This window comes from Actinoplanes sp. NPDC026619 (genome assembly GCF_040638295.1).
In the GTDB taxonomy this organism is placed as follows: Bacteria; Actinomycetota; Actinomycetes; order Mycobacteriales; family Micromonosporaceae; genus Actinoplanes.
In genome coordinates, this window is sequence record NZ_JBEZYA010000028.1 from 1 (window position 1) to 25,938 (window position 25,938).

At 69.5% G+C, this 25,938-nt stretch carries 30 protein-coding genes and 3 tRNA genes; 9 read left to right on the plus strand and 24 right to left on the minus strand.

Annotation, left to right across the window (positions count from 1 at the left end; all coding sequences use genetic code 11):
- Positions 1-388 precede the first annotated feature (388 nt).
- Positions 389-1,432, plus strand: a complete 1,044-nt coding sequence (locus AB0E90_RS41350; RefSeq protein WP_360417778.1) for a serine hydrolase domain-containing protein — start codon at positions 389-391, stop codon at positions 1,430-1,432.
- Positions 1,433-1,599: 167 nt separating this feature from the next.
- Here AB0E90_RS41350 and AB0E90_RS41355 read toward each other — a convergent pair whose 3' ends face one another.
- The 8 genes from AB0E90_RS41355 to AB0E90_RS41390 form a co-directional block, all read right to left on the minus strand.
- Positions 1,600-1,965, minus strand: coding sequence for a UTRA domain-containing protein (locus AB0E90_RS41355; protein ID WP_360417779.1), 366 nt, complete (start codon positions 1,963-1,965; stop codon positions 1,600-1,602).
- An 88-nt stretch (positions 1,966-2,053) separates the two neighbouring features.
- Positions 2,054-2,127, minus strand: a tRNA-Phe gene (locus AB0E90_RS41360).
- A gap of 12 nt (positions 2,128-2,139) precedes the next feature.
- A tRNA-Asp gene (locus AB0E90_RS41365) sits at positions 2,140-2,213 on the minus strand.
- A 61-nt stretch (positions 2,214-2,274) separates the two neighbouring features.
- Positions 2,275-2,347 (minus strand) — tRNA-Glu (locus AB0E90_RS41370).
- 138 nt (positions 2,348-2,485) lie between these two features.
- Positions 2,486-3,448, minus strand: coding sequence for a MerR family transcriptional regulator (locus AB0E90_RS41375; protein WP_360417780.1), 963 nt, complete (start codon positions 3,446-3,448; stop codon positions 2,486-2,488).
- A complete protein-coding gene (gene idi, locus AB0E90_RS41380) occupies positions 3,438-4,046 on the minus strand; it encodes an isopentenyl-diphosphate Delta-isomerase (protein WP_360417781.1) in 609 nt (202 codons plus the stop codon). The genes AB0E90_RS41375 and idi overlap by 11 nt, the downstream gene beginning before the upstream one ends.
- Positions 4,043-5,524, minus strand: a complete 1,482-nt coding sequence (crtI, locus tag AB0E90_RS41385) for a phytoene desaturase family protein (RefSeq protein ID WP_360417782.1) — start codon at positions 5,522-5,524, stop codon at positions 4,043-4,045. The genes idi and crtI overlap by 4 nt, the downstream gene beginning before the upstream one ends.
- Positions 5,525-5,532: 8 nt before the next feature.
- The gene (locus tag AB0E90_RS41390) at positions 5,533-6,669 is read right to left on the minus strand and encodes a polyprenyl synthetase family protein (protein WP_360417783.1); all 1,137 of its coding nucleotides are present in this window, start codon (positions 6,667-6,669) and stop codon (positions 5,533-5,535) included.
- Between the two features lie 63 nt (positions 6,670-6,732).
- Between AB0E90_RS41390 and AB0E90_RS41395 the strand changes: the two genes are divergently transcribed.
- Positions 6,733-7,590, plus strand: a complete 858-nt coding sequence (locus AB0E90_RS41395; RefSeq protein WP_360417784.1) for a phytoene/squalene synthase family protein — start codon at positions 6,733-6,735, stop codon at positions 7,588-7,590.
- Positions 7,590-8,915, plus strand: a complete 1,326-nt coding sequence (locus tag AB0E90_RS41400) for a deoxyribodipyrimidine photo-lyase (protein ID WP_360417785.1) — start codon at positions 7,590-7,592, stop codon at positions 8,913-8,915. Before AB0E90_RS41395 ends, AB0E90_RS41400 begins: the two co-directional genes overlap by 1 nt.
- 111 nt (positions 8,916-9,026) lie before the next feature.
- Here AB0E90_RS41400 and AB0E90_RS41405 read toward each other — a convergent pair whose 3' ends face one another.
- The 3 genes from AB0E90_RS41405 to AB0E90_RS41415 all read right to left on the minus strand — a co-directional run bounded on the left by AB0E90_RS41405 (position 9,027) and on the right by AB0E90_RS41415 (position 10,695).
- Positions 9,027-9,539 (minus strand): hypothetical protein, encoded by a 513-nt coding sequence (locus AB0E90_RS41405; protein WP_360417786.1) that lies wholly within the window; start codon positions 9,537-9,539, stop codon positions 9,027-9,029.
- Between the two features lie 68 nt (positions 9,540-9,607).
- Positions 9,608-10,060 carry a hypothetical protein gene (locus AB0E90_RS41410; RefSeq protein WP_360417787.1) on the minus strand — a complete coding sequence of 151 codons (453 nt, stop codon included), beginning with the start codon at positions 10,058-10,060 and terminating at the stop codon, positions 9,608-9,610.
- A 5-nt stretch (positions 10,061-10,065) separates the two neighbouring features.
- A complete protein-coding gene (locus AB0E90_RS41415; RefSeq protein WP_360417788.1) occupies positions 10,066-10,695 on the minus strand; it encodes an HAD family hydrolase in 630 nt (209 codons plus the stop codon).
- 23 nt (positions 10,696-10,718) lie between these two features.
- On the opposite strand from AB0E90_RS41415, the gene AB0E90_RS41420 reads away from it, so the two are divergent.
- Entirely contained in the window at positions 10,719-11,027 is a 309-nt protein-coding gene (locus AB0E90_RS41420; protein WP_360417789.1) for a hypothetical protein, read from the plus strand.
- Here the strand turns inward: AB0E90_RS41420 and AB0E90_RS41425 are convergent.
- Complete coding sequence (locus AB0E90_RS41425; protein ID WP_360417790.1) at positions 11,024-11,413, minus strand: hypothetical protein; 390 nt, start codon at positions 11,411-11,413, stop codon at positions 11,024-11,026. The two genes, AB0E90_RS41420 and AB0E90_RS41425, sit on opposite strands and share 4 nt — an antisense overlap.
- A gap of 62 nt (positions 11,414-11,475) precedes the next feature.
- The gene (locus AB0E90_RS41430) at positions 11,476-11,892 is read right to left on the minus strand and encodes a hotdog fold thioesterase (RefSeq protein WP_360417791.1); all 417 of its coding nucleotides are present in this window, start codon (positions 11,890-11,892) and stop codon (positions 11,476-11,478) included.
- Between the two features lie 122 nt (positions 11,893-12,014).
- On the opposite strand from AB0E90_RS41430, the gene AB0E90_RS41435 reads away from it, so the two are divergent.
- Positions 12,015-12,263 carry a hypothetical protein gene (locus AB0E90_RS41435; protein WP_360417792.1) on the plus strand — a complete coding sequence of 83 codons (249 nt, stop codon included), beginning with the start codon at positions 12,015-12,017 and terminating at the stop codon, positions 12,261-12,263.
- A 4-nt stretch (positions 12,264-12,267) separates the two neighbouring features.
- Here the strand turns inward: AB0E90_RS41435 and AB0E90_RS41440 are convergent, their stop codons facing one another.
- The 4 genes from AB0E90_RS41440 to AB0E90_RS41455 form a co-directional block, all read right to left on the minus strand.
- Positions 12,268-13,524 (minus strand): PrsW family intramembrane metalloprotease, encoded by a 1,257-nt coding sequence (locus tag AB0E90_RS41440; RefSeq protein WP_360417793.1) that lies wholly within the window; start codon positions 13,522-13,524, stop codon positions 12,268-12,270.
- A complete protein-coding gene (locus AB0E90_RS41445; protein WP_360417794.1) occupies positions 13,521-14,087 on the minus strand; it encodes a hypothetical protein in 567 nt (188 codons plus the stop codon). Before AB0E90_RS41445 ends, AB0E90_RS41440 begins: the two co-directional genes overlap by 4 nt.
- Positions 14,088-14,159: 72 nt before the next feature.
- A complete protein-coding gene (locus AB0E90_RS41450) occupies positions 14,160-14,726 on the minus strand; it encodes an RNA 2'-phosphotransferase (RefSeq protein ID WP_360417795.1) in 567 nt (188 codons plus the stop codon).
- Positions 14,723-15,502, minus strand: a complete 780-nt coding sequence (locus tag AB0E90_RS41455; RefSeq protein WP_360417796.1) for a class I SAM-dependent methyltransferase — start codon at positions 15,500-15,502, stop codon at positions 14,723-14,725. The genes AB0E90_RS41450 and AB0E90_RS41455 overlap by 4 nt, the downstream gene beginning before the upstream one ends.
- Before the next feature lie 18 nt (positions 15,503-15,520).
- Here AB0E90_RS41455 and AB0E90_RS41460 point away from each other — a divergent pair, with 18 nt between their 5' ends.
- Positions 15,521-15,892: a PPOX class F420-dependent oxidoreductase gene (locus tag AB0E90_RS41460; protein WP_360417797.1), complete on the plus strand. Its 372-nt coding sequence runs from the start codon at positions 15,521-15,523 to the stop codon at positions 15,890-15,892.
- Positions 15,893-15,981: 89 nt separating this feature from the next.
- On the opposite strand, the gene AB0E90_RS41465 is transcribed toward AB0E90_RS41460, so the two are convergent.
- The gene (locus AB0E90_RS41465) at positions 15,982-16,191 is read right to left on the minus strand and encodes a BldC family transcriptional regulator (protein ID WP_014687221.1); all 210 of its coding nucleotides are present in this window, start codon (positions 16,189-16,191) and stop codon (positions 15,982-15,984) included.
- Between the two features lie 293 nt (positions 16,192-16,484).
- Entirely contained in the window at positions 16,485-17,324 is an 840-nt protein-coding gene (locus AB0E90_RS41470; RefSeq protein WP_360417798.1) for a hypothetical protein, read from the minus strand.
- Between the two features lie 151 nt (positions 17,325-17,475).
- On the opposite strand from AB0E90_RS41470, the gene AB0E90_RS41475 reads away from it, so the two are divergent.
- Positions 17,476-18,555 (plus strand): Glu/Leu/Phe/Val dehydrogenase dimerization domain-containing protein, encoded by a 1,080-nt coding sequence (locus AB0E90_RS41475; protein ID WP_360417799.1) that lies wholly within the window; start codon positions 17,476-17,478, stop codon positions 18,553-18,555.
- A gap of 180 nt (positions 18,556-18,735) precedes the next feature.
- Entirely contained in the window at positions 18,736-18,948 is a 213-nt protein-coding gene (locus AB0E90_RS41480) for a DUF3073 domain-containing protein (RefSeq protein ID WP_360417801.1), read from the plus strand.
- A 130-nt stretch (positions 18,949-19,078) separates the two neighbouring features.
- Here the strand turns inward: AB0E90_RS41480 and amcA are convergent, their stop codons facing one another.
- From amcA to AB0E90_RS41505, 5 genes are all read right to left on the minus strand, one after another.
- Positions 19,079-19,300, minus strand: coding sequence for a multiple cyclophane-containing RiPP AmcA (amcA, locus tag AB0E90_RS41485; RefSeq protein WP_360417802.1), 222 nt, complete (start codon positions 19,298-19,300; stop codon positions 19,079-19,081).
- Entirely contained in the window at positions 19,269-20,372 is a 1,104-nt protein-coding gene (amcB, locus tag AB0E90_RS41490) for a cyclophane-forming radical SAM peptide maturase AmcB (RefSeq protein WP_360417885.1), read from the minus strand. The genes amcA and amcB overlap by 32 nt, the downstream gene beginning before the upstream one ends.
- A 136-nt stretch (positions 20,373-20,508) precedes the next feature.
- Positions 20,509-21,663, minus strand: a complete 1,155-nt coding sequence (gene purM / locus AB0E90_RS41495) for a phosphoribosylformylglycinamidine cyclo-ligase (RefSeq protein WP_360417803.1) — start codon at positions 21,661-21,663, stop codon at positions 20,509-20,511.
- Between the two features lie 24 nt (positions 21,664-21,687).
- Complete coding sequence (purF, locus tag AB0E90_RS41500; RefSeq protein ID WP_360417804.1) at positions 21,688-23,274, minus strand: amidophosphoribosyltransferase; 1,587 nt, start codon at positions 23,272-23,274, stop codon at positions 21,688-21,690.
- A gap of 96 nt (positions 23,275-23,370) precedes the next feature.
- On the minus strand, positions 23,371-23,715 hold the full coding sequence (locus AB0E90_RS41505) for a sterol carrier family protein (RefSeq protein WP_360417805.1): 345 nt from the start codon (positions 23,713-23,715) through the stop codon (positions 23,371-23,373).
- Positions 23,716-23,930: 215 nt separating this feature from the next.
- Here AB0E90_RS41505 and AB0E90_RS41510 point away from each other — a divergent pair, with 215 nt between their 5' ends.
- Complete coding sequence (locus AB0E90_RS41510; RefSeq protein WP_360417806.1) at positions 23,931-25,904, plus strand: carboxypeptidase-like regulatory domain-containing protein; 1,974 nt, start codon at positions 23,931-23,933, stop codon at positions 25,902-25,904.
- Positions 25,905-25,938: the final 34 nt, after the last annotated feature.

Sequence of the window (25,938 nt, forward strand, 5' to 3'; positions counted from 1 at the left end):
GGCCAGGGATAAAACTTTTGGCACTGGCTTATCTAGCACCCTGTTGAGTTCTCAAAGAACAACCGCACCCGAAGCAATCTTGCCCTCGGGGCACTCGATCAACCTTACTAGGCCTTCTGGACCGTGTCAACCGGTATCTCCCGGTTGGTGTCCTTCTGCCCTACTACATCCCGCGGCTCAGGCGCGCAGCATGGCTGCGATCCAAAGTTCGTAGGATTTGGCAGGACGGCCGCTGCGAATCTCTCCGCTGCTTCGTCCGCGTCCCTGCCGGCTCGGAAAACATTACAGGCTCGTTCCCCGGGCTCCAAATCGGCCCCCAGTGTCCCGCATCTTCGCAGCTCAGCGCGGGTAAACCGACAATGTCGTACCGGCGGCTTACGGTTCGCTCATGCTCGCTCCAGGCTTCGAAGCAGTCGGCGAAGCGTTCGCCGCCGACCCGCGCGGCGGCTCCGCGCTGACCGTCCTGCACCACGGTCGCCCCGTGGTGGACCTCCACGAGGGTTGGCGCGACTCGGCCCGCACCATCCCCTGGGACGAGCACACGCTCGTCAACGTCTACTCGGTCGGCAAGCCGGTGATGGCGGCCGCGGTGATGCAGCTGGTGCAACGCGGCCAGGTGTCACTGCCGGCGCCGACGGCAGCCTACTGGCCGTCGTTCAAGACCACCGCTTCCGTACGGGATCTGTTGTCGCACCTCGCGGCCCTGCCGTCCTTCCCGGTCGCGAGGCCGGTCGAGGCCTGGTCCGACTGGGACCTTCTCTGCACCGACCTGGCCGAGGCGACCGCGGAATGGGAGCCGGGCACGGTGGCGGCCGAGCATGCCCTCACCTACGGACATCTGCTGGGCGAGCTGGTCCGCCGGGTCGACGGCCGCCCGCCGGCCCGATTCGTGGCCGAGGAGATCGCCGCTCCATTCGACCTCGACCTGGCGTTCGCACTGTCCGACGAGGACATTGCCCGCTGCGCCGAGCTCGAGTTCGACGCCCCCGACTGGCCGGCCCGCATGCTCGGCGCTCCCGATTCGGTTCACGCGCGAGCGGTCTCCAACCCACCGGGCGCCCGCGACCTCGCCGTGGTCAACTCCCCGCTGTGGCGCCGCGCGGCCGTCCCGGCGGTGAACATCCACGCCACGTCCATGGCGATAGCCCGCTTCTACGCCGCGATCCTGGACGGCCGCCTCCCCGACCTGGCCGTCCCACAGCACACCGGCACCGACCTGTTCCTGGAGTCCGAGGTGACATGGGGCCTGGGCGTGCAGATCGAACCCGACGGCACCTGGGGCCAGGGCGGCCTGGGTGGCAACGCCGGCTGGGCCGACCCAACCCGAGACCTGGCAATCGCCTACGTAACGCGCCGCCTGGGCGACTTCACCACCGTCGACCGAATCGAAGAGGCTCTCAAGAAAGCCGAACCCAAAACCGCGAACTTCTAAAGCAACCCCCGCCCCCGCCGATTCTCACCGTCGCGGAAGAGGGATCAAGGAGGCGGGAATGAGGGGGCGAACAGCGGACCTGGCTGGTGTCCGCTGACCTCATCCCGCCGACCCGGCGCCGTCCAGAAGCCGAAAGGCCAAGGACGGCGCCGGCGTCCCGCTTCCGGTCACCGCCTCTCAGCACGATAGGCAAGTGACAGCCGACCCTTGATCTTCTTCATCTCAGCGAGAGCACTTCCGCGTGCGATCTCGGTTGGGTAGTACGTCCCCACGAGTTCGGCCGGCTCATCGTCCAGCCTGAGCAGTTGGTGACGCGCCACCACCGGCGTGCCTTTTTCGATCCCGCAGGCGGCAGCGACTTGCGCTGGGGCTGGGGTCTCATGAACAGAGACGAGATCGCTGCTGCCAGATCGCCCGGTCCTGGCACGCGCCGCGATCCAGGGGTTCAGCCTCGTCACGATCGGGAGGCGGTCTTGATCGCAGTCCTCGAACCGATCGACATCCAGCCAATGTTCGACCTCGGCCGACGACACCCGCCGAGATGGCCGCAGTCGATCCCAGGGTCAATCAAGAGAAACAAAAAGCCCCAGACCATCGGTCCGGGGCTTACGCATTAACTCGTGGCCAGGGGCGGGGTCGAACCGCCGACCTTCCGATTTTCAGTCGGACGCTCGTACCAACTGAGCTACCTGGCCAGGTGTTGCTTGCGGTCCTGACGGGACTTGAACCCGCGACCTCCGCCTTGACAGGGCGGCGAGCACTCCAACTGCTCCACAGGACCTTGCTATTCAACTATCTGTCTTGCTCCGGCTGGTCGGTAGCTTGCGCCACTAACCTACCAGTACCCCCAACGGGATTCGAACCCGTGCTACCGCCTTGAAAGGGCGGCGTCCTGGGCCACTAGACGATGAGGGCAACTCCGCCAGTATTGCATGTCTGCTTTACATAGCGGCGTAGACCCCAACCGGGCCCCGCTTGAGGCTTGGAAAGCATACGTGATCCACCGCGTCCTCTCCAAACCGGTATCCGAAATGACTCTGACCAGGTAAAACGTCAGCCGGCCACGGCTCGGAGCAGATCGAGGGCCGGAACCAGGGCGTTGAAGTGGAGCACGCCTTCGGGCAGATCGGCAGCGGGCCAGCCGGGGCCGGCGGTCGCCAGCAGCAGGGGTGGGTGCGGGTTTGCCGCCACCCGAGCAAGTTGAGCGGGGTCTCCGGTTCGGGGCATCGACGACCAGAGGAGCACGGCGGCGGGGCCGGTGCGGATGATGGCGTCCTCGAGGGCCTGGGGCGGCACCCGGGCGCCCAGCAGCCGGCTGGGGATCCCCGCCTCGGCAAGCGCGGCGGACAGCGCCTCCAGCGGCAGGGTGTGCTGTTCCTCGTCGGCGGCGGCGAGCAGCACGCGTGGGGTCAACGAGGACGGCGGCCGGGGCACGGCGCTCAGCACCTCGGTGATGCAGCGCGAGATCAGGTGCTCGACCTCGATGAAACGCCGAGTGGTCTCGTACCGCTCGCCGATTCCCAGCAGCACCGGCATGGCGACGTCGTTCCAGGCGTCGATCACCCCGCTTTCCACGATGGCGGTGGCGAGGATGTCGCGCATCAGGGACGCGTCGAGCCGCATCGCGGCACGAGCGAGCCCTCGCGCGGCCGGCACGACGTGACCGAGCGGAATGGCAAGCCCACCGCCATCCGGCCCATGGCCAGGAAGAACGCCGGCGGCAGGAGCGGAAAGATCAGGAGCGGAAGGGCCAGGAGCGGAAGGGCCAGGAGCCAAATCCAAGGCCGCGGGTGTACGTCGAGCCCACGCGGCCGCCTCCGCCGGCGCCACTCCCCGTGACGTGAGGCGGAGCATCACCTCGAGCCGGTTGAGATCCTGGGCCGTGTATCGCCGGTGCTGCCCGGGCACGTGGCGGCTCGGCCCCAGCCCGTACCGCTGATGCCAGGTCCGCAGGGTGGTGACCGCCACGCCAAGCCGCCGCGCGACGGCGCCGGCGCTCAGCGCCTCATCGGCCACCCGACCGCTCCGGAGCATCGTCAGTAAACGCCACCGAGTGATCGGCAGCGGCAGGTTGGGAGGGGATGGCGGAGGCCAGTTGGGCGGTCACGCCCGGAAGCCAGGGCGCGAACGGCCCCGGGTCGGCCGAGATCTCGGCGAGTAGTTCCGGCACCGACACCCACCGCAGGTCGGCGACCTCGTCCGGGGCGGGCGCCGGCCGCACCCCGGCGGGCAGATCCCCGAGGAGCACGTGGTCGTACTCGTGCTCGACCCGCCCACTGGCCGGGTCCTCGGCCCGATAGGTGTGCACACCCACCTCGACCAGGTCCGGCGCGGGAAGCCCGAGCTCCTCGGCCAACCGGCGCTGCGCGGCGACGGCCAGGTCCTCGCCGGGGCCGGGATGCCCGCAGCAGGTGTTGGCCCACCGCAGCGGGAACCGGGTCTTGACCGCGGCCCGCTGTTGCAGCAGAACCCGCCCGTCGGCATCCCGCAGGAACACCGAGAACGCCCGATGCAGCCGGCCCGGAGCGCGATGGGCCGATTCGACGGTGTCCGACCCGACGGCCGCGCCGTCCGCGGAGACGAGCTCGACGACGTGCGCTTCGCGGGCGGTCACCGGCGCCCCTCGACGATCCGCGACGCGGCCAGCTTTCCGGAGATCAGCACCATCGGCACGCCGACGCCGGGCTGGGTGCCGGAGCCGGTGTAGACCACGTTCGGATAGACGGGGTGCAGGTTGGACGGCCGGAACGGGCCGGTCTGGCCGAACGTGTGCGCGGCCGCGAACGGCGTGCCGGCCGCCATCCCCTGATCCGCCCAGTCGGCCGGCGTGATCACCTGCTGCACTTCGATGCTGTCCCCGAATCCCACATATCCGCGCTTCTCCAACGTTTGGACGAGCGACGCCGCATATCGCTCGGCGAGGCCGCCCCGCCAGTTCATCGGGCCGGAGTCGAGGTTGGGAGTCGGCGCGAGCACGTAGTAGGTCTGTCGCCCGGCCGGCGCCACCGACGGATCCGTCAACGAGGGATTCGTCACCAACAGTGACGGGTCGCTCATCAACAATCCGTCCCTGATCACCTCGTCGAAGGTGCGCTTCCACTGCGTACCGAAATGGATGTTGTGGTGGGCGATCTTGCCGTACGTCTGCTTGGAACCGATGTGCAGCACCACGCAGGAGGGTGAGTAGCGCAGGTGGCGTTGCCGCCGTGGCGGCAGGAGATCGCGGTTGGCGATCGGCAGATCGGGGTTGAGCACGACGACGTCGGCGGGGATACGGGAGCCGTCGGCGGTGATCACGCCGGTGGCGCGGCCGTTGGTGATCTCGACGCGCGTGACGGTGGTGTCGTAACGGAAAGTCACGCCGTGCTTCTCGGCCGCGCCGGCGAGTGCCTTCGGAACGGCGTGCATGCCGCCCTTGGGGTGGTAGACGCCGGCGACCGAATCGAGGTAGGCGATGACCGCGTAGATCGCGAGGGCGTCGTGCGGGGCGAGGCCGGCGTACATCGCCTGGAACGAGAAGATCCGCTGGGTGCGCGGGTCGCGGAAGAACGATGCGATCTTGGGGTGCAGCCGGCGGAACCCGCCCATGCCGAGGAGTTTCAGCAGGTTGAGGTTGACCAGGTCGACCGGGGTGTCGAGGTTGCGGCCGATGAAGTGGTCGCGTTCCAGCTCCCACAACTGGCGGGCGAACTCGACGAAGCGCAGGTAGCCGTCGGCTTCGCGGGGCCCGCACACCCGGGAGATCTCCGCGGCCATCGCGACCGTGTCGGTGCGAACATCCAGAGTGGAGCCGTCGGGATAATAAGCCCGGTATGCCGGGTCGAGAGAGGTCAGCTCCAGCCAATCGGACAATCGCTCACCGACCGCGGCGAGCGGCTCCTCGATCAGCGACGGCATGGTCAGCACCGTCGGGCCGGTGTCGAACTCGTAGCCCGACAGCGACAGCCGCCCGGCACGACCGCCGGGAACCGACTCGCGCTCGACGACCGTGACCTGCCGCCCGGCCCCGGCCAGGTGCAGCGCACAGGCCAGCCCGGCGAGTCCGGCGCCGACGACCACCACGCGTTCGGTGGGACCAACAACGGTTCGCATGCCGGACATCATGCCGGGCGCTGCGTGGCGCGAACGGCCAGCTCGGTCAGAGTGCTGCGGGCCTCGGCATCCATCGGGGTGTCGGCCAGTAACGCCACCGCGGTCGCGACCCGCTCCTGGATCATGTCCTCGACCTGCGCCAGTGCGCCGGTCTCCCTGATCAGATCAGCCATTCCCGAAAGGCTTGGCCCGCCGGAGCCGTCGGCGGGGTTGACAGCTCCGGCGGGGTCCAGGGCCAGCTCCGCTCGCTGCGCGGGGGTAGCGAGCTGTCTGGCTAGCAACAGCAGGGTGGTGGGCTTGCCGGCGCGCAGGTCGTCACCGGCCGGTTTCCCGGTGACTTCCGGGTCGCCGAAGACACCGAGCAGGTCGTCGCGCAGTTGGAAGGCCTCGCCGACCAGCTCGCCGTACCGGCCGTAGACGTCATGTAGGTCGGAGTCGAGCGGGCCGGCCAGCGCGAGGCCGAACTGAAGCGGCCGCTGCACGGTGTAACTGGCCGTCTTGAGCCGGGCGACCAGCATCGCCCGCTCGGCGGACCACGCTTCCGGCTCGTGCTCGCCGAGAACGTCGAGGTATTGCCCGGCGACCGCCTCGACGCGCATGCGGTCGTAGCAGGAGCGGACCGCGAACACCGTCGCGGTCGGCAGCGGGGTGCGGGCCAGCAGCTGATCGGCCCAGACCAGGCACAGGTCGCCGACCAGTATCGCCGCGGTGGTGCCGAAGCGGCCGGCATCGCCGATCCGCCCGGCCCGGCTGTGCTGGCCGGCGAAGAGCCGGTGCGCGGTGGGCCGGCCGCGGCGGGTGGCCGACTCGTCCATGACGTCGTCGTGCACCAGCGCGAACGTGTGCATCAGCTCGAGGGCGGCCAGCGCCGGCAGCACCGGGCCGAGCGTTTCGCCCGGGCCGGTCGCCCCACGCCACCCCCAGTAGGCGAACGTGGGGCGCAGCCGCTTCCCACCTGCCAGCACCAGATCCCGTGTGGTGCGGGCGAGGCCGCCGAGGGCCGGGTCGACGGCGTCGAGCCCGATGATCTGGGCGGCCAGGAAGTCGGCGAGGGTGCCCTCGACGGCATCGATCAGGGTGGAATGCCGGCTGGCCTGGCGGGGTAATCCGCGGCGCCGGTTTCCCTCGAGCGTGTCGTGAACCACGAGACGTACCGTACCCTGGTTCTGGGGTTGCGTCGATTCGTGCGTCGATTTTGGGAGAGAAAAGTGGATCTCGCCGGTGCCTACGAGCGCTGCCGCGTGCTGCACAAACAACATGGCCGCACCTACTACCTGGCGACCCGGCTGCTGCCGGCCTGGAAGCGCCGCCACGTGCACGCCCTCTACGGCTTCACCCGCTACGCCGACGAGATCGTCGACCGCACCGAGGACCGAAAGGCCGAGCGGCTGACCGAATGGTCCGAGCGCTTCGTGGCCGGCCTACGCGGTGAGAAGGTCGACGACCCGCTGCTGCCGGCCGTGCTGCACACCATCGCGGTGTTCGATCTCGACGTCGACGACTTCGCCACGTTCCTGCGCTCGATGGCGATGGACCTGACGATCACGTCCTACGACACCTACCACGACCTGCTCGAATACATGGACGGCTCGGCCGCGGTGATCGGCACGATGATGCTGCCTATCCTCGGCTCCACCGATCCGGCCGCCGCGCGCGAGCCCGCTCGCCAGCTCGGCTTCGCGTTCCAGCTCACCAACTTCATCCGCGACATCGCCGAGGACCTCGAACGCGGCCGCGTCTACCTCCCCCGGGAAGATCTCGACCGCTTCGGCCTCACCCCGGATGACCTCAAACCCGGAAACCCTAAGGTCAAGCCACTGATTGCGTACGAGGTGAGCCGTGCCCGCGAGCACTATCGCCTGGCCGCCCCCGGCATCCCGCTCCTCGAACCGGCGTCGCAAGCCTGCATGCGCACCGCCTACCTGCTCTACGGCGGCATCCTCGCCGAGGTCGAAGCGAACGATCACGACGTCTTCACCCGCCGCGCGACCGTGCCCAACTCCCGCCGGGCCGCGGTTGCGGTGCGCAGCCTGCTCACCCGCCCCGGCACCCCGGTGGCCGCCTGATGCGAACCGCAGTCGTCCTGCTCACCCGCGACCTGCGGGTCCACGACAACCCGGCCCTCGCCGCGGCCTGCGCGAACGCCGACCGGGTCGTCCCGCTGTTTGTCCTCGACCCCGCGCTGTCCACGCTCTCGCCGAACCGGAACCGCTTCCTGCACCAGGCCCTCGCCGACCTGTGCGAATCATTGCGTGGCCGGGGCGGCGACCTCGTGCTGCGCAGCGGAGATCCGGTGGCCGAGACGATCAAACTCGCCGGCGAGGTCGGGGCGACCATGATCGGGATGGCCGCGGACGTCACGACGTACGCCAAAAAGCGCGAAACCCGGCTGCAAGAAGAATGTGATCGGCAGCGCATCGCGCTGCGCCTCTTTCCCGGCGTGACCGTGGTCGATCCGGGCACCTTGCGACCGGGCGGAGGCGGGCCGGCCTATCGGGTCTTCACCCCCTATTTCCGGTCCTGGCAGTCGGCGAAATGGCGCGACGAGGTGGCCACCCCACGTAAAATAGAACTGCCTTCGGGCCTGGCGGCCGGGCGTCTGCCGGCGATTCCCGGCGGGCATTCACCGGAAGCCGCCGAGGGCGGCGAAACCGCGGGCCGGCGGCGGCTTTCGTCGTGGTTGCACGCGATTGACGAGTACGGGGACAGGCACGACGACATGCCCGGCGATGCCACGAGCCGGCTCAGCCCGTACCTCCGCTTCGGTTGTCTCTCGCCCTTGGCCGTCGCCGAGGCGGCGAAGAAGCGCAGCGCCGAGCCGTTTGTCCGCCAGGTGTGCTGGCGCGATTTCTATTACCAGGTCGTCAACGCTTTCCCGCGAATCTCGACCGAGGCCTATCGCCCCGGCGCCTCCGACGAATGGCGAGACGATCCGGATGCGCTGAAGCATTGGCAGGACGGTCTGACCGGGGTGCCGGTCGTCGATGCCGGGATGCGGCAGTTGCGCGCCGAGGGCTGGATGCACAATCGGGCCCGCCTGATCACCGCCGCGTTCCTGACCAAGCACCTCGGGATCGACTGGCGGCTCGGCCTGCAGTGGTTCTTCCGCTGGCTGCTCGACGGGGACGTTCCGAACAATTCCGGCAATTGGCAGTGGGTGGCCGGCACCGGCAACGACAGCCGCCCTTACCGTCGCTTCAATCCGATCCGGCAGGCCCACCGTTTCGACCCCGAAGGCGTGTACGTTCGGCGCTACATACCCGAACTCAAGGCGATCGAGGGCCCATCGGTCCACGAGCCGTGGCGACTGCCCGACGAGGTTCGCAACGGTCTCGACTACCCGGGCCCCCTGGAGTCACACCGGGACGAGGCGGTGTGGCTGCGGCCGTGACCCCCGCCTGGTACGCCTGGGCGGGTCCAGCGGGGTCCGCCGGCCCGTTGCGTCCGTCTTAACGCCGGGGCCGGCGGACCCCGCGCCCGCTCAGAAGCCCGCGCCGGCCGGCTACTTCAGCGGCGGGGGTGGGATCACCTCGGTCCAGCGGTTTCGCTGGTCGGTGCCCAGTTGGTCGCAGGACATCAAGGTGCCGTCCGAGGTGTGGCCGACCGCGCCCTCCGGGGCGCATGGCTCGTCCGCCTCCACGTCTTCCTGATAGGACGGGGCCGGGGCGGCGGTGATCGTCCTGGTCGGGATCGGCTTCTGCGGCGGCGGTGGGAACTCGCTGTCCCGGGCGGGCTTGGACGTGGTCGGGCGCTTGGTGGTCGGCGCGGTGGTGCGCGTGCGAACCCCGGTGGCCGTCGCCGCCGGGTCGGCCGGGTCGAGCTCGATCGACGGCGGGATCTCGGCGGGCGGCACCGGGTTTCCCGCGGACGATATGTCCGCAGCGGCCGAAGCGGGTCTCGGATTGGCGCCGGCGAAGGCGTTGAAGGTCGCTGCGCCGGCAGCGCCCACGGCGAAGACGCCCAGCGCCACCATCGATGCCACCAGGACCGGGCGGCGGGAATGCGGTTCAGTCACCGATACACCATTACCGCGTTACACAACGTCGTCGATGGGCCGTTAGTCCAAACCAGCCCTTCGAACGACTAGGCAACCCGTAAGACCAAGTGAGCCCGCCCTGAGCCGCGGGACGCGTTGACGGTCCAGCAACCCGACCGGGGGAAGATCCACCCCGTGCCCCACTCGTCGCCGGGGCGGGTGTAGGAGCTCCCGCCGTGCGCCTCCGGGCCCCAGGCCGGTTTCCGGATGATGCCGTCGGGGCCGGTCGCGGTCATCGTCAGGTCGCCGGCGCCGGTCATCCGCCAGACGACTTTGATCTCCTGGCCGGCGACCGCCCGGCCGGCGAAGAAGAGCGCCCACAACGTCACACCGTCACCGACGCCCTGCCGCTCACCGTCCGCCGGCAGGTCAGCCGTGGACGGACACGACTGCGCAACGGTCGGCGTCGGGGCGGGCGGCGACGAGGTCGGGGCGGGCGACGGCGTCGCGGAGCAGCCCGCCACCAGGACGAGCAGCAACAGGGTGCTCAGCCGACGCACCCTGCTCACGCTAACCGGATTACCTGTTCGAGCAAGGTGGCGCAATTTGCCGCGGTCGCGGTGGGGCGGTAGGCCAGGTGGGCGGGCCACTCGCGGCCGTTGGCGACCCATCCCGTACGCAATCCGGCCGTTGCGCCACCGCCCACGTCGTTCTCCTCGTTGTCGCCCACCATCCAGCCGTCGGCGGAGAGGGGAAGGCCGGCCGCCGCGGCGGCCGTCTCGAAGATGCGCCGGTCCGGTTTGCGCGCCCCGGCGCCCTCGGAGATGGTCCAGCCGGCGACGAGCCGGTCGAGGCCGGTACGCCGCAGCTTGGACTCCTGTTGAGCCACGGCGCCGTTCGTGACTACAAAGGGGACATATCCCGCGGCCGACGCGGCGACCAGCGCCGATTCCACCGCCGGGTCGAGCGTCAGGTAGTCGACCATCCCGGCTCGCAAGTCATTAAGGATCTCTCGCTCGTCAACGCCAAAACGGGCAGCGATCCGGGCCGCGACCACCTCCCTCGGGGTGTAGCCGTTACCGTCCGCATCCGCCAGCCACGCCACGTGTGACCGGCCGAACCGGGCCTCCGCCCAGCTCTTGAAGGCCGCCGTGCGGTCAACGAGAGTGTTGTCCAGGTCGATGAGCAGCAACATCGATCGATGATAGGAGGAACAGTGTGCTGACGTTCACCAGCGCCGCGGAGCAGGCGGCGTGGAGCTTGGCCGAGGCGCTCAGCGAGAAGGGCTTCGCCGCCATGAAGACGGCGGAGGAGGCGGCCGAGGCGTTCCGCTCCGGGAAGATGGCGTTGCGGCGGCAGTTCAAGGCCCGCGGCCTGTCCGAGATAGACGCCGACATCCGCTGGTCGGCCACCACGCAGGCGAAGAAGGCGCTGTCCGACAACGAGTGGTACATGGCGCAGGCGTCGATGTACAACGAGGCGGCCGCCGCGCAGTACGCGAAAGCGCTCTACCTCAAGAAAAACTAGGCGGCGCGGTGCCGCAGGGTGGCGACCGTCGAGCCGGCGAGGGCGAGCAGGCAGTCGGGCAGCTGGCCGTCGGCGATCGCCGCGCCGAACAGGGCTTCGCCGGTGGAGATGTCGCCGTTCACATACGCGCTGACGAACCGGGCGACCCAGCGTTTGTCGTAACGCGCGTCGTCGATCCCCGGGAAGTCGAGGGTCCATGCCCCACCGATCGGCACCTGGCCGACCATGGTGGCGGCCAGGCACCAGGCCACGTCATACGCCCCGACCACGCCGGAGCGATCGACTACCGCGTCGAACGTGCCGACCACCGCGTCGCTGTCGCCGCTGAGCGCACTCTGCAGGACGAGCGCCGCGTCGTCGAACGCGTGCTGTGGTACCTCCGTCACGTGAAGAAAGGTACGTGGACCGGTCAAGGCGCGCTCGCTGACGGCTCAGCTGGCACGGAAATTCACGCTCCGCGCAGAAGACAGGTGATCCGCGCCGTGCACACCCGTTCCCCGGAGTCGTCGGTGATGACGATCTCGTAGGTGGCCATCGTGCGCCCGCGGTGCACCGGCGTCGCGACCCCGGTGACGACCCCGGAACGGGCGCCCTTGTGATGGGTGGCGTTGATGTCGACGCCCACCGCGAACGGACGGTCGACGGTCTGCCCGTGCAGCACCGCGCCCACCGAGCCGAGCGTCTCGGCCAGCACGCAGGAGGCGCCGCCGTGCAGCAGGCCGTACGGCTGGGTGTTGTTCTCGACCGGCATGGTGCCGACGATCCGCTCCGGCGAGGCCTCGGTGATCTCGATGCCCATCCGCTTGCCGAGCTCACCACCGCCCCCGCTGAAGAGGTCCTTGATGCTCTCGGCCGCGATATCCATGACGGGCAACGTTACCTGCCGGTGCGCGGCTTTCCTGCGACTTCGATCACAACGGCCGGCTCGCGCAGGTGGCCGGGTAGCCCTACTGTTCGCATGACCGAACAGCCCCTTGAGGAGATCACATGACCGAGCCGCAGGAGACCGTCGAGACGCGTGGCGACGACCGCGTCGACCTCATCGCCAACGACACCACCGGCGACGGCAAGCCGGACGTGTGGGTGTCCGACACCGATGGCGACGGCAAGCCCGACCTGTTCCAGTTCGACACCGACGGTGACGGCAAGGTCGACATCACGATGGTCGACCTCGACCAGGACGGCAACCCGGAAACCATCGTCGACGGCGACGGCGGCCTTCCGCCCGCGTCCTGAGCCCTTAAGCGCCGCCCAAGGCGGACAGCGCCACCCAGAGGACGGCGATCGCCACCAGCGTGGTGGCGACCGTGGAGGCCGTATGGCGCCACGATCGCGGGCCGGCGATCGCCTCCGGATGGCCCAGGCCGCGCAACACCTGGCGCTGCACCCGGATCTGCTCGCAACTCAGTGAGGCGGTCGGCACCTCGCGGCTCAGCTCGACGGCCAGCCGGGCCTGCGCGCGCTGCAGACGGCGTACGGCATGGCGGCCCGCGGCACCGGCCCGCTCCCCGGCGAGACGGCGGGCGGAAGCCCGCGCCGAACCCGAGCCCAGCACCTTCATCTCGCCGTCCGTGATCAGCTCGGGATCGCCGAGCGTAGCGAGCCGGGCGACGTAGTAATCCGCCTCGCGATCGTGCGCGAGCCGCACCAGCCACAAGATCAGAAGCAGCGGCGGCAGGCCCTTGAGCACCAGCACGGCGAGCAGCGCGACCGCGCCGTTGCCGAGGCCGTCGCTGAGCAGCGGCGAGTTCCACAGCGCGTGCGAGGCCCACGCGCCCAGCAGGGCCAGCGCCGCCACCCCGACGCGGCGGGCGAGCCCCCGGTCGCGGCGCACCACGAGATAGCCGATGCCGGCGCCGGCCAGCGCGCCGAACAGCGTGTGACTCCACACCCCGGCCAGGAAGCCACGCAGCAGGAACGTGGTGATCACCGGCTGCACCCGGTCGCCCTGGCCGGCCAGCGCGACCGAGCCGACCGCGAAGACGATGTCCTCGGCGATCTGGAAGCCGAGACCCACCATCGCGCCGTAGACCACGCCGTCCAGCACGCTGTTGATCTGCTGCCGGGCGATCAGCACGATCGCGACCACGCCCAGGGTCTTGGCCGCCTCCTCGACCGCCGGCGCGGCCAGCGCGGCGCCCCAGCCCGCGGCCAGTTGTGGCGAGCCGAGCTTGGCGACGAGGTTCTCCAGGGCGGTGCTGCCGGGGATGGAGACGCTGGTGGCGACCAGACCACCCCACGCGAAGGCCAGCACCAGCAGCTCGGTCGGTTCCCGCTCGAGGAAGTCGAGCTCCTGGACGACCAGCCAGAACGGCACGGCTAGCGCGGCGAAAAGCAGCACGGCAACAAGCGTCGCGATGGGGTACGCCGTGACGAAGCGGCCGGTGATCTGCACCATCCGCACCGCCCCGGCGATCAGCAACGCGGCCACCACCCAGAAAGCCGGAACCCCGGCGAGCGCCGCCGCCCGGCCCGGGCGAACCTCGTCCGCGATCACTTGGCCGTCCCGTCGATCCGCAGGGTGCGGGTGCTCGCCTCGATCTGCGGCAGGGTGCGGCCCAGGTCGAGGTCGTTGCCGCTGATCAGGATCTCGATGGTGCGGCGGTCGCCGACGAAGACCGCGTACCGTCCGCCGCGGCCGGGTGCGGTGTAACCACCCTGCAGGCCGGCCAGCCCATCCGCGGTGTCGACCGCCAGTTGGGCGCTGGCGACCTGGTAGCCGCGGTTGCCGGTGATCCGCTGACGGAGCTGGGCCGCGGCGGTCTCGAGGTCGCCCTCGAACGGGCGCACCGCGATCCGATATTGAACCGCCCCGATCCGGAAGAACACGGATCCCATCGAGTCGCCCGGGCGGGTGCCGGTGACGTCGAGGGTGGCGCCGGGCGGGGGCACGACGGTCACGCCGGCGCCGACATCGACGGCGACGCCGGCCTGCAGCGGGCGTTCGGCGGAGAGCGCGCGGTCGACGGCCGGCAGTCCGAATGCCAGTCCGGCGAGGGCGGCGACGACACCGAACGTACCGAGGAGGTTCATCAGCTCACGCCGGGTGATCCTCGCCATGCCACCACGCTAATCGGGCGGGCGGCTCGCCGGGCCGTTCGGCCACTTAGGATGGTAGATCAACCAGGAAGATTACGGATTTGTCGGTTTTAGCGAGAGGTACCCGGCCGGCACCTCGGAGGTCAGCCACACGCCGTTGTCACTGCGGTGGAACACATGCCCGGACTCAGCCATCGCCGCCGCGGCCACTTCGAAGACGGCCACCTCGGCCGACCGGCGCCGGCCGACGACCAGCGCGGTCGGCACATCCTTCGAGAGGTGTACGTGATGGCGGCTGCGCGACCGCAGACCCTCGCGGCGGATCGAGCCGACGTTGGACACCGGCGTGCCGTGGAACAGCACGGCGGGCGGATCGGCCGGAGGCAGGCCGAGATCGACCGCGACCCGGCTGGAATGCCCCTGGCTGGCCCGGATCCAGTCGGCGTCGTCGGCGCGGCGGTCGATCGCGAACCGGGACTTGTCGTTGTTCTCGACGATCACGTCGAGTTCGGCGCGGGTCAGGCCCAGCGCCCGGAGCAGGTCGGCGACCGGCACCCAGCCGTTAGCGTCGAGTCTCAGGCCGGCCGACTCCGGCCGGTGCCGCAGGACCATCGAGATCCGGCGGCTGGCCCGAACCTGTTCGCGGGTGAGTGCGGTCACGGCATCAACTCCAGAACCGCAAGGTAGTAAGGACGGTCCCGGTCATCGATCGAGACAACCTGCCAGCGGCTGCCCTTGACCAGCTCCTCCAGCTCGGCCGGCGAACAGTTCAGGTAGTCGAACCACTCGGTCGCCAGCAGCCGGTAACGCAGGCGTAGCCGCAGTTGGCCGCCGATCCGGCCGCTGTCCCGGTTACGCCGGTGATAGGCGACGTGCACCGGGTCGGTGGTGCCGTAGGGGTCGGTGCCCTGCGCCACGATCCGGGCGCCCGGGTTGGCCAGGCGAGCCAGTGCGTCGAGCAGCACCGGAGCGCGTTCCCGGCTCTCGAACAGCCCGAGGTTGTTGCCGAGCAGCAGGAACGTGTCGTATCGGGTGGTCGCGCCGGCGGCGTACGCATCAATGGTCGTGACCACCGTGTCGCGCAAGCCGCGCCGCCGGGCGATCTCGATCGCGCCGGGCGAGGTGTCCAGGCCGGTCACCGCGATCCCGCGCCGCTGAAGCTCGATCGCGACCCGGCCCGCGCCGGTGCCGATGTCGAGCACCTGGCCACGGCAGAGCTTGATCGCGCGATGGTCGTGCGGCTGCCATTCCTTCGGACCGCCCAGGTAGTGGTCGGCGGGCGCGCCGTTGATCAGGCCGTCGTCCCGCTCGATCACCTCGATGACCGGTCGCGGCACCCGGCCTCCGGCCAGCGGTCGCGGTCCGACCCCGGTGCGCACGGCATGCGCATCCCGGATCATCTCACCGAAGACGTCTCCTATCGGCGGCTGCTCCATGGTCACTACTCTTGGCTCATGCCGTCGCTGGAGCAACTCGGTTCCGAGAAGTACGTCCTGCTCACCACGTTCCGCCGAGACGGCCGGGCGGTGTCGACCCCGATCTGGGTGATGCCCGACGGCGCCGGCCTGGGGTTCTGGACCGTCCGTGACAGCGGGAAGGTGAAGCGCATCCGCAACAGCGGACGGGTCACGGTGGCCGCCTGCGACATGCGCGGCAACAACGTCGGCGAGGCGGTCGAGGCGACCGCCCGGCTGGGCGACGCTTCCGACACGCCCCGGGTCACCAAGGCGCTGACCCGCAAATATGGCCTGATGGGCCGGATGACCCTGATCGGCAGCCGGCTACGCCGTGGCGCCGACGGGACAGTAATCATTTTGGTCTCGTAACTGCTCGCCTCGAAAGACGAAGAAGGGGCGATCGCCTTCCCCAGCGCTCGCCCCTTGCATCGATCTCGTCCTTGTCGACCGAGGTCCGTTCAGTCGCCTTGACGCTGCGTGGGAATCTGCCCCTGCAGCAGGGCACGAACCTCCGACTCCCGGTAACGGCGGTGGCCGCCCAGCGTGCGGATTGCACTGAGCTTGCCGGCCTTCGCCCACCGGGTGACGGTCTTCGGGTCGACGCGGAACATCGACGCCACCTCGGCCGGGGTTAGTAGCGGCTCAGGATCGTGCGTACGCGATGCCATCGGTCACTCCTCCACAGGTACCTATAGACATCGGCCGGGGTCCCGCCGGCCGGTGCGTCTCTCATGGTCCGGCTAGTCCCCGATGTCCGACATGGGCCGAACGGACGAAGGTCCCCAGATAGACGGATGAAGCATGCCCGATTTTTACGTGTTTTCTACGCCAGATAGTGCCTCGTTTAGTCCGATTATCACGCTTCGCCTAGCATTGATTACGAAGAGTGTTCACTTCGGGAGCGTTCCCACGAGGCTTGCCCGGGCAGTGAATCATGCCCTTCTGTCCGTATTTACGCAGCTCAGTTGCAGCGTTCGAGAAGTTGCACCGCGCGCCACCGCTCGACGAGCTTCTCGTACGCCGTCGACGCTGCGTCCGCGTCGCCGCGCGACAACGCGGACAGACCGGCGGCCACCAATCCGGGTGAATCGTCCTCGGACAGGACGTCATCCGGGAGGAGGTTGACGAGGCCGCCGTAGTCGAGTTCGACCACCGACCGCGGGTGGAACTCCTCCAGCCAGCGAGTGCCTTCCTCGACCGCCTCGGTGATCGGCGCGTCCCCCAGCGACTTGCGCAGCACCGAAACGGCACGGTGCGCCCGGCGCCGGGCCTTGGAGATCTCGGTGCGGTAGCGCAGGGTGCGCCGGCCCGGCTCGAGCGCGATCTCCCGCTCCTCCAGGTCGACGAAGACGAACCAGCGCAGTGGCACGCCCCAGGTGGCGATCTGCTCGTGCACCCGGGGAACGCCGTGCTCGAGGACCTTGGCGCCACTGCGCCAGTCCTCCACGATCGCGCGAGCCTGGCCGGCCAGCACCGGCGGCACGAATGCGTCGGCCAGCACGGTGGGCACGCCATCGCGGGCATTGAGCGCCGCCTCGGCCACCCGCAGGCGCAGGTTCCACGGGCAGACCAGCAGGGTGTCGCCGGTCTCCAGCACGTAAGCCTCGTCGGGGAGGTCGGGCAGCCGCGTCCAGCCGGCCCCGAGCGCCTCGAGCACGGCGGTGCGCTGCTTGACCGGGCCGTCGACCGGGCCCAAAGCGCGGCCCTCTCGGGCGTACCGACGCCAGAAGATCTGTCGGTCGCGGTCGAACGCGGTCAGCGGTTCGTAAACCCGTAGGTACGACGCGAACAGTGACGGCACGGCGCGATCCTTTCACGAATTCGGCCCCATGGAACTTCCCGCGCGGACGTAATCCCCTTGCGGTAACCCCTACTAGGCTCGCTATGTCCGGCTTACCCCGTCGGGCACCCCGGCCTCACAAAGGCCTCGACCCAGGATCAGGAGAACAGCGATGGGCGTGTTCGACACCGACGGCACCGACGCCAGCGGGCACGAACAGGTCGTGTTCTGCCAAGACCGGCAGACCGGCCTGAAGGCGATCATCGGCATCTATTCCACCGCGCTGGGCCCGGCACTCGGCGGCACCCGCTTCTATCCGTACGAGAGCGAGGCCGCCGCCCTCGCCGATGTGCTGAAGCTGTCCCGCGGCATGGCCTACAAGAACGCCCTCGCCGGTCTCGACCTGGGTGGCGGCAAGGCAGTGATCTGGGGCGACCCGGCCCGGGCCAAGTCCGAGGGCCTGCTCCGGGCCTACGGCCGCTTCGTCCAGTCGCTGGCCGGGCGCTATTACACCGCCTGCGACGTCGGCACCTACGTGCCGGACATGGACGTCATCGCCCGCGAGACTCGCTACGTCACCGGCCGCAGCCTCGAGCACGGCGGCGCCGGCGACTCCTCCATTCTGACCGCCTGGGGCGTCTTCCAGGGCATGCGGGCCGCGGCCGAGCACACCTGGGGCTCACCGACGCTGTCCGGCCGCACGGTCGGCATCGCGGGCCTCGGCAAGGTCGGCAAATATCTGGCCGGCCACCTGCTCTCCGACGGCGCCACGGTGGTGGCCACCGACGTGAACGAGGCCGCCCTGGCCTGGGCCCGTGCGACCCACCCGCAGATCCGGCTGGTCGCCGACACCCACGAGCTGATCACCTCCGACATCGACGTGTACGCGCCCTGCGCGCTCGGCGGCGCCCTGGACGACGACACCGTCCCGGTGCTGCGGGCCAAGGTGGTGGCCGGTGGCGCCAACAACCAGCTGGCCCACCTCGGCATCGAGAAGTCCCTGGAAGAGCGGGGCATCCTCTACACGCCCGATTACGTGCTCAACGCCGGCGGTGTGATCCAGGTCGCGGACGAGATCGAGGGCTTCAACTTCGAGCGGGCCAAGCTGCGCGCCACCGGCATCTTCGAGACCACCCAGCGCATCCTCCGGCTCGCCGATGAGGAGGGCGTTTCGCCCGCCGTGGCCGCTGACCGACTCGCCGAACAGCGCATGGCGGAGGTCGGTCGACTGCGCGCCATCTACCTCGGCTGAGCGCGGTTTGTGACGTGCCGCGCGTTCCGGAGAGGAAAACCGCGACGCGCGGCAGTGTCACACGCAACCCGAGGTGCCGAAGGCGGCATCGTCCATGTACCGTAAGACCCACGAGAGATGCCTGACGTCATCGGGGCCCGCCTTCGGGCTGCCCCGAATTCTGTGCGAGGGGGTCGAGCCATGGGGCGCGGCCGTGCTAAGGCCAAGCAGACGAAGGTGGCCCGGGAGCTGAAGTACCACTCCCCGAACACCGACCTCACCGCCTTGCAGCGCGAACTGGCGGGTGCCAGTAAGTCCGACCATCACTTCGACGACGACAACGAAGAGTTCGTCGACGACGACGAGGACGACGCGGAGGACGACCAGGATTCCTGGTCGCCGACAAGGCGCTGACCTGCATCGCACAGAGCACGCGGTTGACCGCGTGCTCGCGTGTGTGTCGCGGTCACATTTCCCACGGTTCAACGAACACGGAAGCCCACGCGGGTTGGGGCCCGCGTGGGCTTCGAACTGGCACCGGCCGTCAGCGTGGGCGGTTGTTCCAGTTGTAGAACGTGGGGATGTTCTCGAAGTGGTTCCAGGCGCACACCGCCGAGCCATCTTCCTCCGGCGTGCCTTCAGCGCGCCGTGCGCGGGCCGCCTCTGCCTCCCCGATGAGCGAGGCCAGCCCGGCCCGGGTGTCGTGCACCCTTGCCGTCACCGGATCGACGTCCTCAGACGGCCGTGGGTTGGTGATCTCGGGCATGATCCAACACTCCCTCCAGTAGGCGAATCTTGCTGTTACGGCAGTGCTCGGTCTCGGTCACGTCGAATCTGCCCCGCTCGAAGTAACGGTTCGCCGCGTGGGCGCCTCCGCAGAAGCCGAAGTAGGGGCAGCGTGCACGGCAATCCTCGACGCCACGTAGGAATTCGGCGATCCATGGCGTCTCCGCCGCCCGGGCCAGGATCTCGCGCAACGGGGTGGTGAGCACGTTGCCGCTGGTGAAATCGCCGTACCGGAGGTCGTGGAAACCGGCCAGCTCGGGCGAGAGCAGCACCACCGAGCCGTCATGGGCAATCGTCGGGATCGGGTCGAGCCGGCGCGGCAGCAGCTCGTCCGCGGTGCCGTCGAGCACCGCGCCCGCGTAGCGCAGCGACCACTCCACCTCGCGCAGGTGGATGCGCGGATCGCGGCGCCAGGCGGTGACCAGCTCGGCCCAGAAGGCGGTCACGTCGGCCGGGTCGTGCCGGTTGCCCCGGAGGTTGACGCCTTCCTGCTCCTCGACGTTGATCCCGAGCACCTCGCAACCCAGGGTCAGGAAGTATTCGTACAGCTCGGCGGCGACGCCCGCACGCGGGTCGCCCACGACGCAGAGCGCCGAGAACGGGATCTCATGCCGGTGGAGCGCTTCGACGCCGCGCAGGATCCGGTCGTAGGCGGGCTTGCCGCCGCGGGTGACCCGCTCCCCGTTACGCGCCCGGGGCCCGTCCACGCTCACGCTGACCCGCATCCCGTGCTCGGCGAAGAACGCGCACCAGGCGTCGTCGATCAGTGTGGCGTTCGTCTGCACGTGGTGCTCGACACCCTCGCCGAACGGGGCCAGCAGCGCGGCCAGGTGCTCCCGGCCGGCGGCCAGCGGCTCACCGCCGTGCCAGACGACGGAGAAGCGCCCGGCCGAGGCGAAGCCGGCCACCTCGGCGGCGACGGCCTCGGCCACCTCGACCGGCATCCGCTTGTCGGCGGCGCGGAACGGGAGATAGCAGTAGGAGCAGTCGAGGTTGCACAGCGTGGTGGGCTGCATCACGACATAGGTAGGGACGCTCGAGATGCCGCGCATCCCGCTCCAGGCAGTTGTCATCTTGTGCACCCCCGTCCGCCCACGGAGTCAGGCTAGGCCGAGTGGTCCACCCCCGGGAAGCGAAGATCCGCATGCCCCGATAAATCGACGCATGCGGATAGACGCACTTCTCGTGTCAGCCCCGGGTGTACTGGCCCATCATCTGCACCTCGCCGGTGCCCTCGATAACCTCGCCCACCTGCCACGCCTCGACGCCGCGGCCGGTCAGATAGGCCATCGCCCGGTCGGCGTCGTCGGCGGAGACGACCGCGAACATGCCCACGCCCATGTTGAACGTGGCTTCCATCTCGTTGTCCTCGATCCGTCCCTTGGCCTGGATCAGGTCGAAGATCGGCTGCGGGCGCCAGGTCGAGCGGTCGACCACGGCGTCCACGTGCTCGGGGAGGACGCGGACCAGGTTGCCGGGGATGCCTCCGCCGGTCACGTGCGAGAAGGCCCGGACGTCGGTCTCCTCGATCAGGCCGAGGCAGTCCTTGGCGTAGATCTTGGTGGGGGTGAGCAGCTCCTCGCCGAGGGTGCGCTGCGAGCCGAAGTCGTCGACCACCGAGTCCAGCCGCATCCGGCCCGCGCCCAGCAGCACGTGCCGCACCAGCGAGTAACCGTTGGAGTGCAGGCCGGAGGAGCGCATGGCGATCACCGCGTCGCCCACCTCGACCCGCTCGCGGCCCAGGATCTCGCTCTCCTCGACCACACCGACGCCGGTGGCCGAGACGTCGTACTCGTCCGGGCGCAGCACGCCGGGGTGCTCAGCCGTCTCGCCACCGAGCAGCGCGCAGCCGGCGTAACGGCAGCCGTCCGCGATGCCGGCGCCGATCTCGGCAACCTTGTCCGGCACGACCTCGCCGCAGGCGATGTAGTCGAGCAGGAACAGCGGCTCGGCGCCGCAGGCCACCAGGTCGTCGACGACCATCGCGACCAGGTCGATGCCGATCGTGTCGTGGATGTCGAGCTGCTGAGCGATCACCAGCTTGGTGCCGACGCCGTCAGTCGACGAGGCCAGGATCGGGCTCTTGTACTTTGCCGTGTTCAGCCGGAACAGACCGGAGAAACCGCCCAGATCGCCCATCACCTCGGGGCGAGTGGTCTTTTTCACCTTTGACTTCAGCAGCTCCACCGCGCGGTCGCCAGCCTCGATCGAGACACCGGCCTCCGCGTACGTCACCGCACGCTTGCGAGCGCCACCCCGGCCGGCGCCGGCCGTCCACGGCCGGCGGTCGCCGCCTTCGGCGCCGTTGGATCCGGCACTGTTGCGCTCGGACACGTGCGTCACGGTTCTCCCCTTATTTTCGCAAGATCACGGGTGCTGCAGAGCGTTGCCGCCGCCGGGGCTGGCAACCAGCCGGGTGGCGGCTCGATCGTCATACTCCGACTCGAACTCGGCAACCGCTGCGGTCGCGGTCTCGTCGGAGCTGGCGGGCATCGACGCTCGCTTGCCGACGCCCTCGAGGACATGCTTCCCGATCAGATTGTCCGCCGGAAGCGGGATCGGGTAGTGGCCGTCGAAGCAGGCCATGCACAGCCGAGACTTGGGCTGCTCAGTCGCCTGGACCAGACTTTCCATAGAAACATAGCCGAGGCTGTCGGCGCCGATCGAGCGCCGGATCCCGTCGATCTCCAGGCCGTTGGCGAGGAGCTCGGCCCGGGTGGCGAAGTCGATGCCGTAGAAGCACGGCCACTTCACCGGCGGCGCGGAGATGCGCACGTGCACCTCGAGCGCACCGGCCTCACGAAGCATCCGGACCAGTGCCCGCTGGGTGTTGCCGCGGACGATGGTGTCGTCGACGACCACCAGGCGCTTGCCCCGGACCACCTCGCGCAGCGGGTTGAGCTTGAGCCGGATGCCCAGCTGCCGGATCGTCTGCGACGGCTGGATGAAGGTGCGGCCGACATACGCGTTCTTGGTCAGGCCGGCGCTGTACGGAATGCCGGACGCCTCGGCATAACCGATCGCGGCCGGCGTGCCCGACTCCGGCACCGGGATGACCAGGTCGGCTTCGACCGGATGCTCCTTGGCGAGCCGGCGGCCGATGTCGACGCGAGCCGAGTAGACGTTGCGCCCGGCGATCGTGGTGTCCGGGCGGGCGAGGTAGACGTACTCGAAGAGACAGCCCTTGGGATCGGGCGCGGCGAACCGGGTGGACCGCAGGCCGTGCTCGTCGACCGCGATCATCTCGCCCGGCTCGACCTCACGCACGAAGCTGGCGCCGACGATGTCGAGCGCCGCGGTCTCACTGGCGATCACCCAGCCGCGCTCCATCCGGCCGAGGACCAACGGACGCACACCCTGGGCGTCGCGCGCCGCGTAGAGCGTGTTCTCGTCCATGAAGACGAAACTGAACGCGCCGCGCAGGCGGGGCAGCACCTCGAGCGCCGCGGCCTCGACCGACAGGTCGGGGCGGCTGGCCAGAAGAGTGGTCACCAGGGCGGTGTCGGAGGTCGCACTGTCGACCTCGAGGCCGCGCTCGGCGACCTCACGGGCCAGCTCGGCCGTGTTGACCAAGTTGCCGTTGTGGGCCAGCGCGATCGTCGTGCCCGCCGTGGTGGCGCGGATCGTGGGCTGCGCGTTCTCCCAGTTGGATCCGCCGGTGGTGGAGTAACGCGTGTGGCCGATCGCGAGGTGGCCGCGCAGGCTCGCCAGGGTCGGCTCGTCGAAGACCTGAGAGACCAGGCCGAGGTCCTTGTAGACCACCACGCCCGAGCCGTCGCTCACCGCGATGCCGGCTGCTTCCTGGCCGCGGTGCTGTAGAGCGAAGAGCCCGAAATACGTGAGTTTTGCGACCTCTTCCTCGGGGGCCCAGACGCCGAAGACGCCGCAGGCATCCTGGGGGCCACGCTCCTGGGGATCGAGATCGTCGGTCAACCGTCCGTCGCCTCGGGGCACCTGGTTGCTCCCTGTTGATCTGCTCGAAGTTGCCGGTCTGCTCCGGTCGCCAAGTGTACGCGAGCCGACCGGGGACGGCTCGGGCTCGCGTACCGCCTACTCCTCGCCGTCCGGCGGGTTCAACGGAAGGTAATCGGTCAGATCGGTCCTGTTGCCGCTCGCTCGAAGGCGGCCGTCACGGAGCGCATCCGCCCAGCTCACACGCTCCGTGGCGACGAGCACCCAGGTGACCGGATCCGTTTCGACCACATTGGGCGGTGTGCCGCGGGTGTGCCTGGGACCAGCGACACACTGAATCGCACCGAAAGGCGGAATCCGCACCTCCACCGAACGGCCAGGTGCTCGTCGGGACAACTCGGTCAGCAGCGCTCGCACAGCGTCACGCAGCACCGGACGGTCGGGTTCGACACCGCGGTCCAGCGCGTCCAACGCCTGTTTCACGGACTCGGATCTATTGTGCGCAGGGGACACGCCGGGACAATACGACCCGCTACACCAAGATTGGTACTCGCCCCTGGGTCGCGCAATGGACGTGCGACAAGGCATAGTGGCCGACGGTGTTTTAGTCGCGGGAAGTAACCGGCACTCTAGAGAGTCCGGAATCAGACCGTGCAACCGGAAGGGCGGTGGACGTGACAACGCACCTACGAGCCCGAGTGGCCCAAGCCGGTGCGTTACTGGCGGTGGTCCTCGGCGTAATCGTCGTCGCACCCGCGGTGGCGCTGGCCGACGCTCCAGAGGTCCAGATCACGAGCCTGCCAACCGACGTGCTCTCCGGCGGCAGTGTGCAGCTGGGATTCAAGGTCACCGACAAGAACGACAACGGTGGCGGCGGTGGCGGGCAGAGCACCGCCACCATCCGGATCTCCGGCATGGCCTGTGCCGACGTGTGCAACCAGATCGCCCAGGTCAGCGGGGACGGCGGCACCGACTTCTCGGTCAAGCTGACCGCCCCCAACGTCGACGCCGGCGGCAGCAAGAACGTCACCATCTCGGTCTCCGCGACCATCAACGGCCAGACCAACAGCACTCAGCAGAGCGTCAACGTCAAGGGACCGGACAAGCCGCAGACCGTCACGTCCATCTCCGGCAAGGTGAAAGACCAGAACGGCAAGGCCATCTCCGGCGCGGCGGTCGCCATGAAGGACAGTGCCGGGCACGCGTACCAGACCACCACGAACGGCAACGGTGGCTACTCGTTCAACTCGTCCGACTCGCAGCCGATCACCCCGGGCAACATCTCGGTCGGGGCGCTGAAGGACGGCTACAACGCGGCCACCGTGCAGATCCAGGCGGCGGCCGGCAAGAGCGTCAACCAGCCGCTGACCCTTAAGTCCGTCGAGGCGACCGCATCGGCGACGCCGTCCGCGTCCGCCACGGTGGCGGCCAGCTCGGAGGCGCTCGACCCGGTGCCGCAGGACCCGACCACCGAGGACTCGGCTGCGGCCGGCGCGGACACGAAGAACACCGCGTCCGACTCGGGCAGTGGCTCCGGCTCGATGCTGTTCATCATCCTCGGCGGCCTGCTCGTCGCGGCCGGCATCGGCGCGATCGTGCTGGTCCTGATGCGCCGTAAGAACAACGGCGAGGACGGCGGGCCGGAGGACGACCCGACCGCCATGCCCACCGGTCCCGGCGGCGGCATGGTGCCGGCGAGCCAGGGCCGATTCAACGACGCGACCCGGGTTGCCTCGCCGATGGCGGCCGGCCGGGACGCGACGATGGTGGCCCCGCGATCGGCCTCGCCGATGTCCGACGCACCCACGATGCTGCAGCGTCCAGTGGTGGAGGACGAGTTCCCCGACCCGTACGGCGTGCCGGCTCCGCAACCGGGTCAGTACAGCGGTGGCGGCTGGGACAACCAAGCCGGCGGCCAGCAGCCGTACGGCGCGGCCGGTGGTCAGCAGCAGTACGGCGGCGGTTACGGTGCGGCCCCAGCCGGTGGCCAGCCGTATGGCGCTGAGCCGTATGGCGCTGAGCCGTACGGCACCGGCACCTACGGCGCGGCGGCTGCTCCGGCGCCCGCTCCGCAGCAGCGCTACGACGAGCCGACCGGCATGTACCAGCCGGCCACCGACGGCTACGACGAGTACGATCAGCACGGCGGCCAGCAGTACGGCGCGGCCGGCGGACAGTACGGCGGCGCCCAGCAGTACGGCGGCGGCGCGGCCGCGGGCGGCGCCCAGCAGTACGGCAGCGGCTACGGCGAGCAGGCCGCCCAGGGTGGCTGGGACGACGGCAACAACGGCTACGGTCCGCAGGGCGGTGCCGGCCAGTACGGCGGCGGCCAGCAGCCGCAGCAGTACGGCGGCACCGGTTACGACGACCAGGCCGGCTATGGCGAACAGGCCGGCCAGGGCGGCCAGCCGTACGGCGGCGGCGCGCAGTACGGCGCGGCCGGCGGCCAATACGGTGGCGGCCAGCAGTACCCCGACCCGCAGTACGGCGCCGGTCAGCCCGGTCAGCCCGCCGGCGGTCAGGGCGGCCAGCCGTACGGCGGCGGCTACGGCGAGCAGCCCGGTTACGACCAGCACGGCGGCTACAACGAGCAGAATCGCCACGGCGCTCCTCGCTCGCAGGAACCGTCGCAGCCCGGTCAGCGCCGGTCGCTCGACTGGATGGACAACTAGCTCACCACTGAGCGAGAAGATGGGGCCCGCTTGC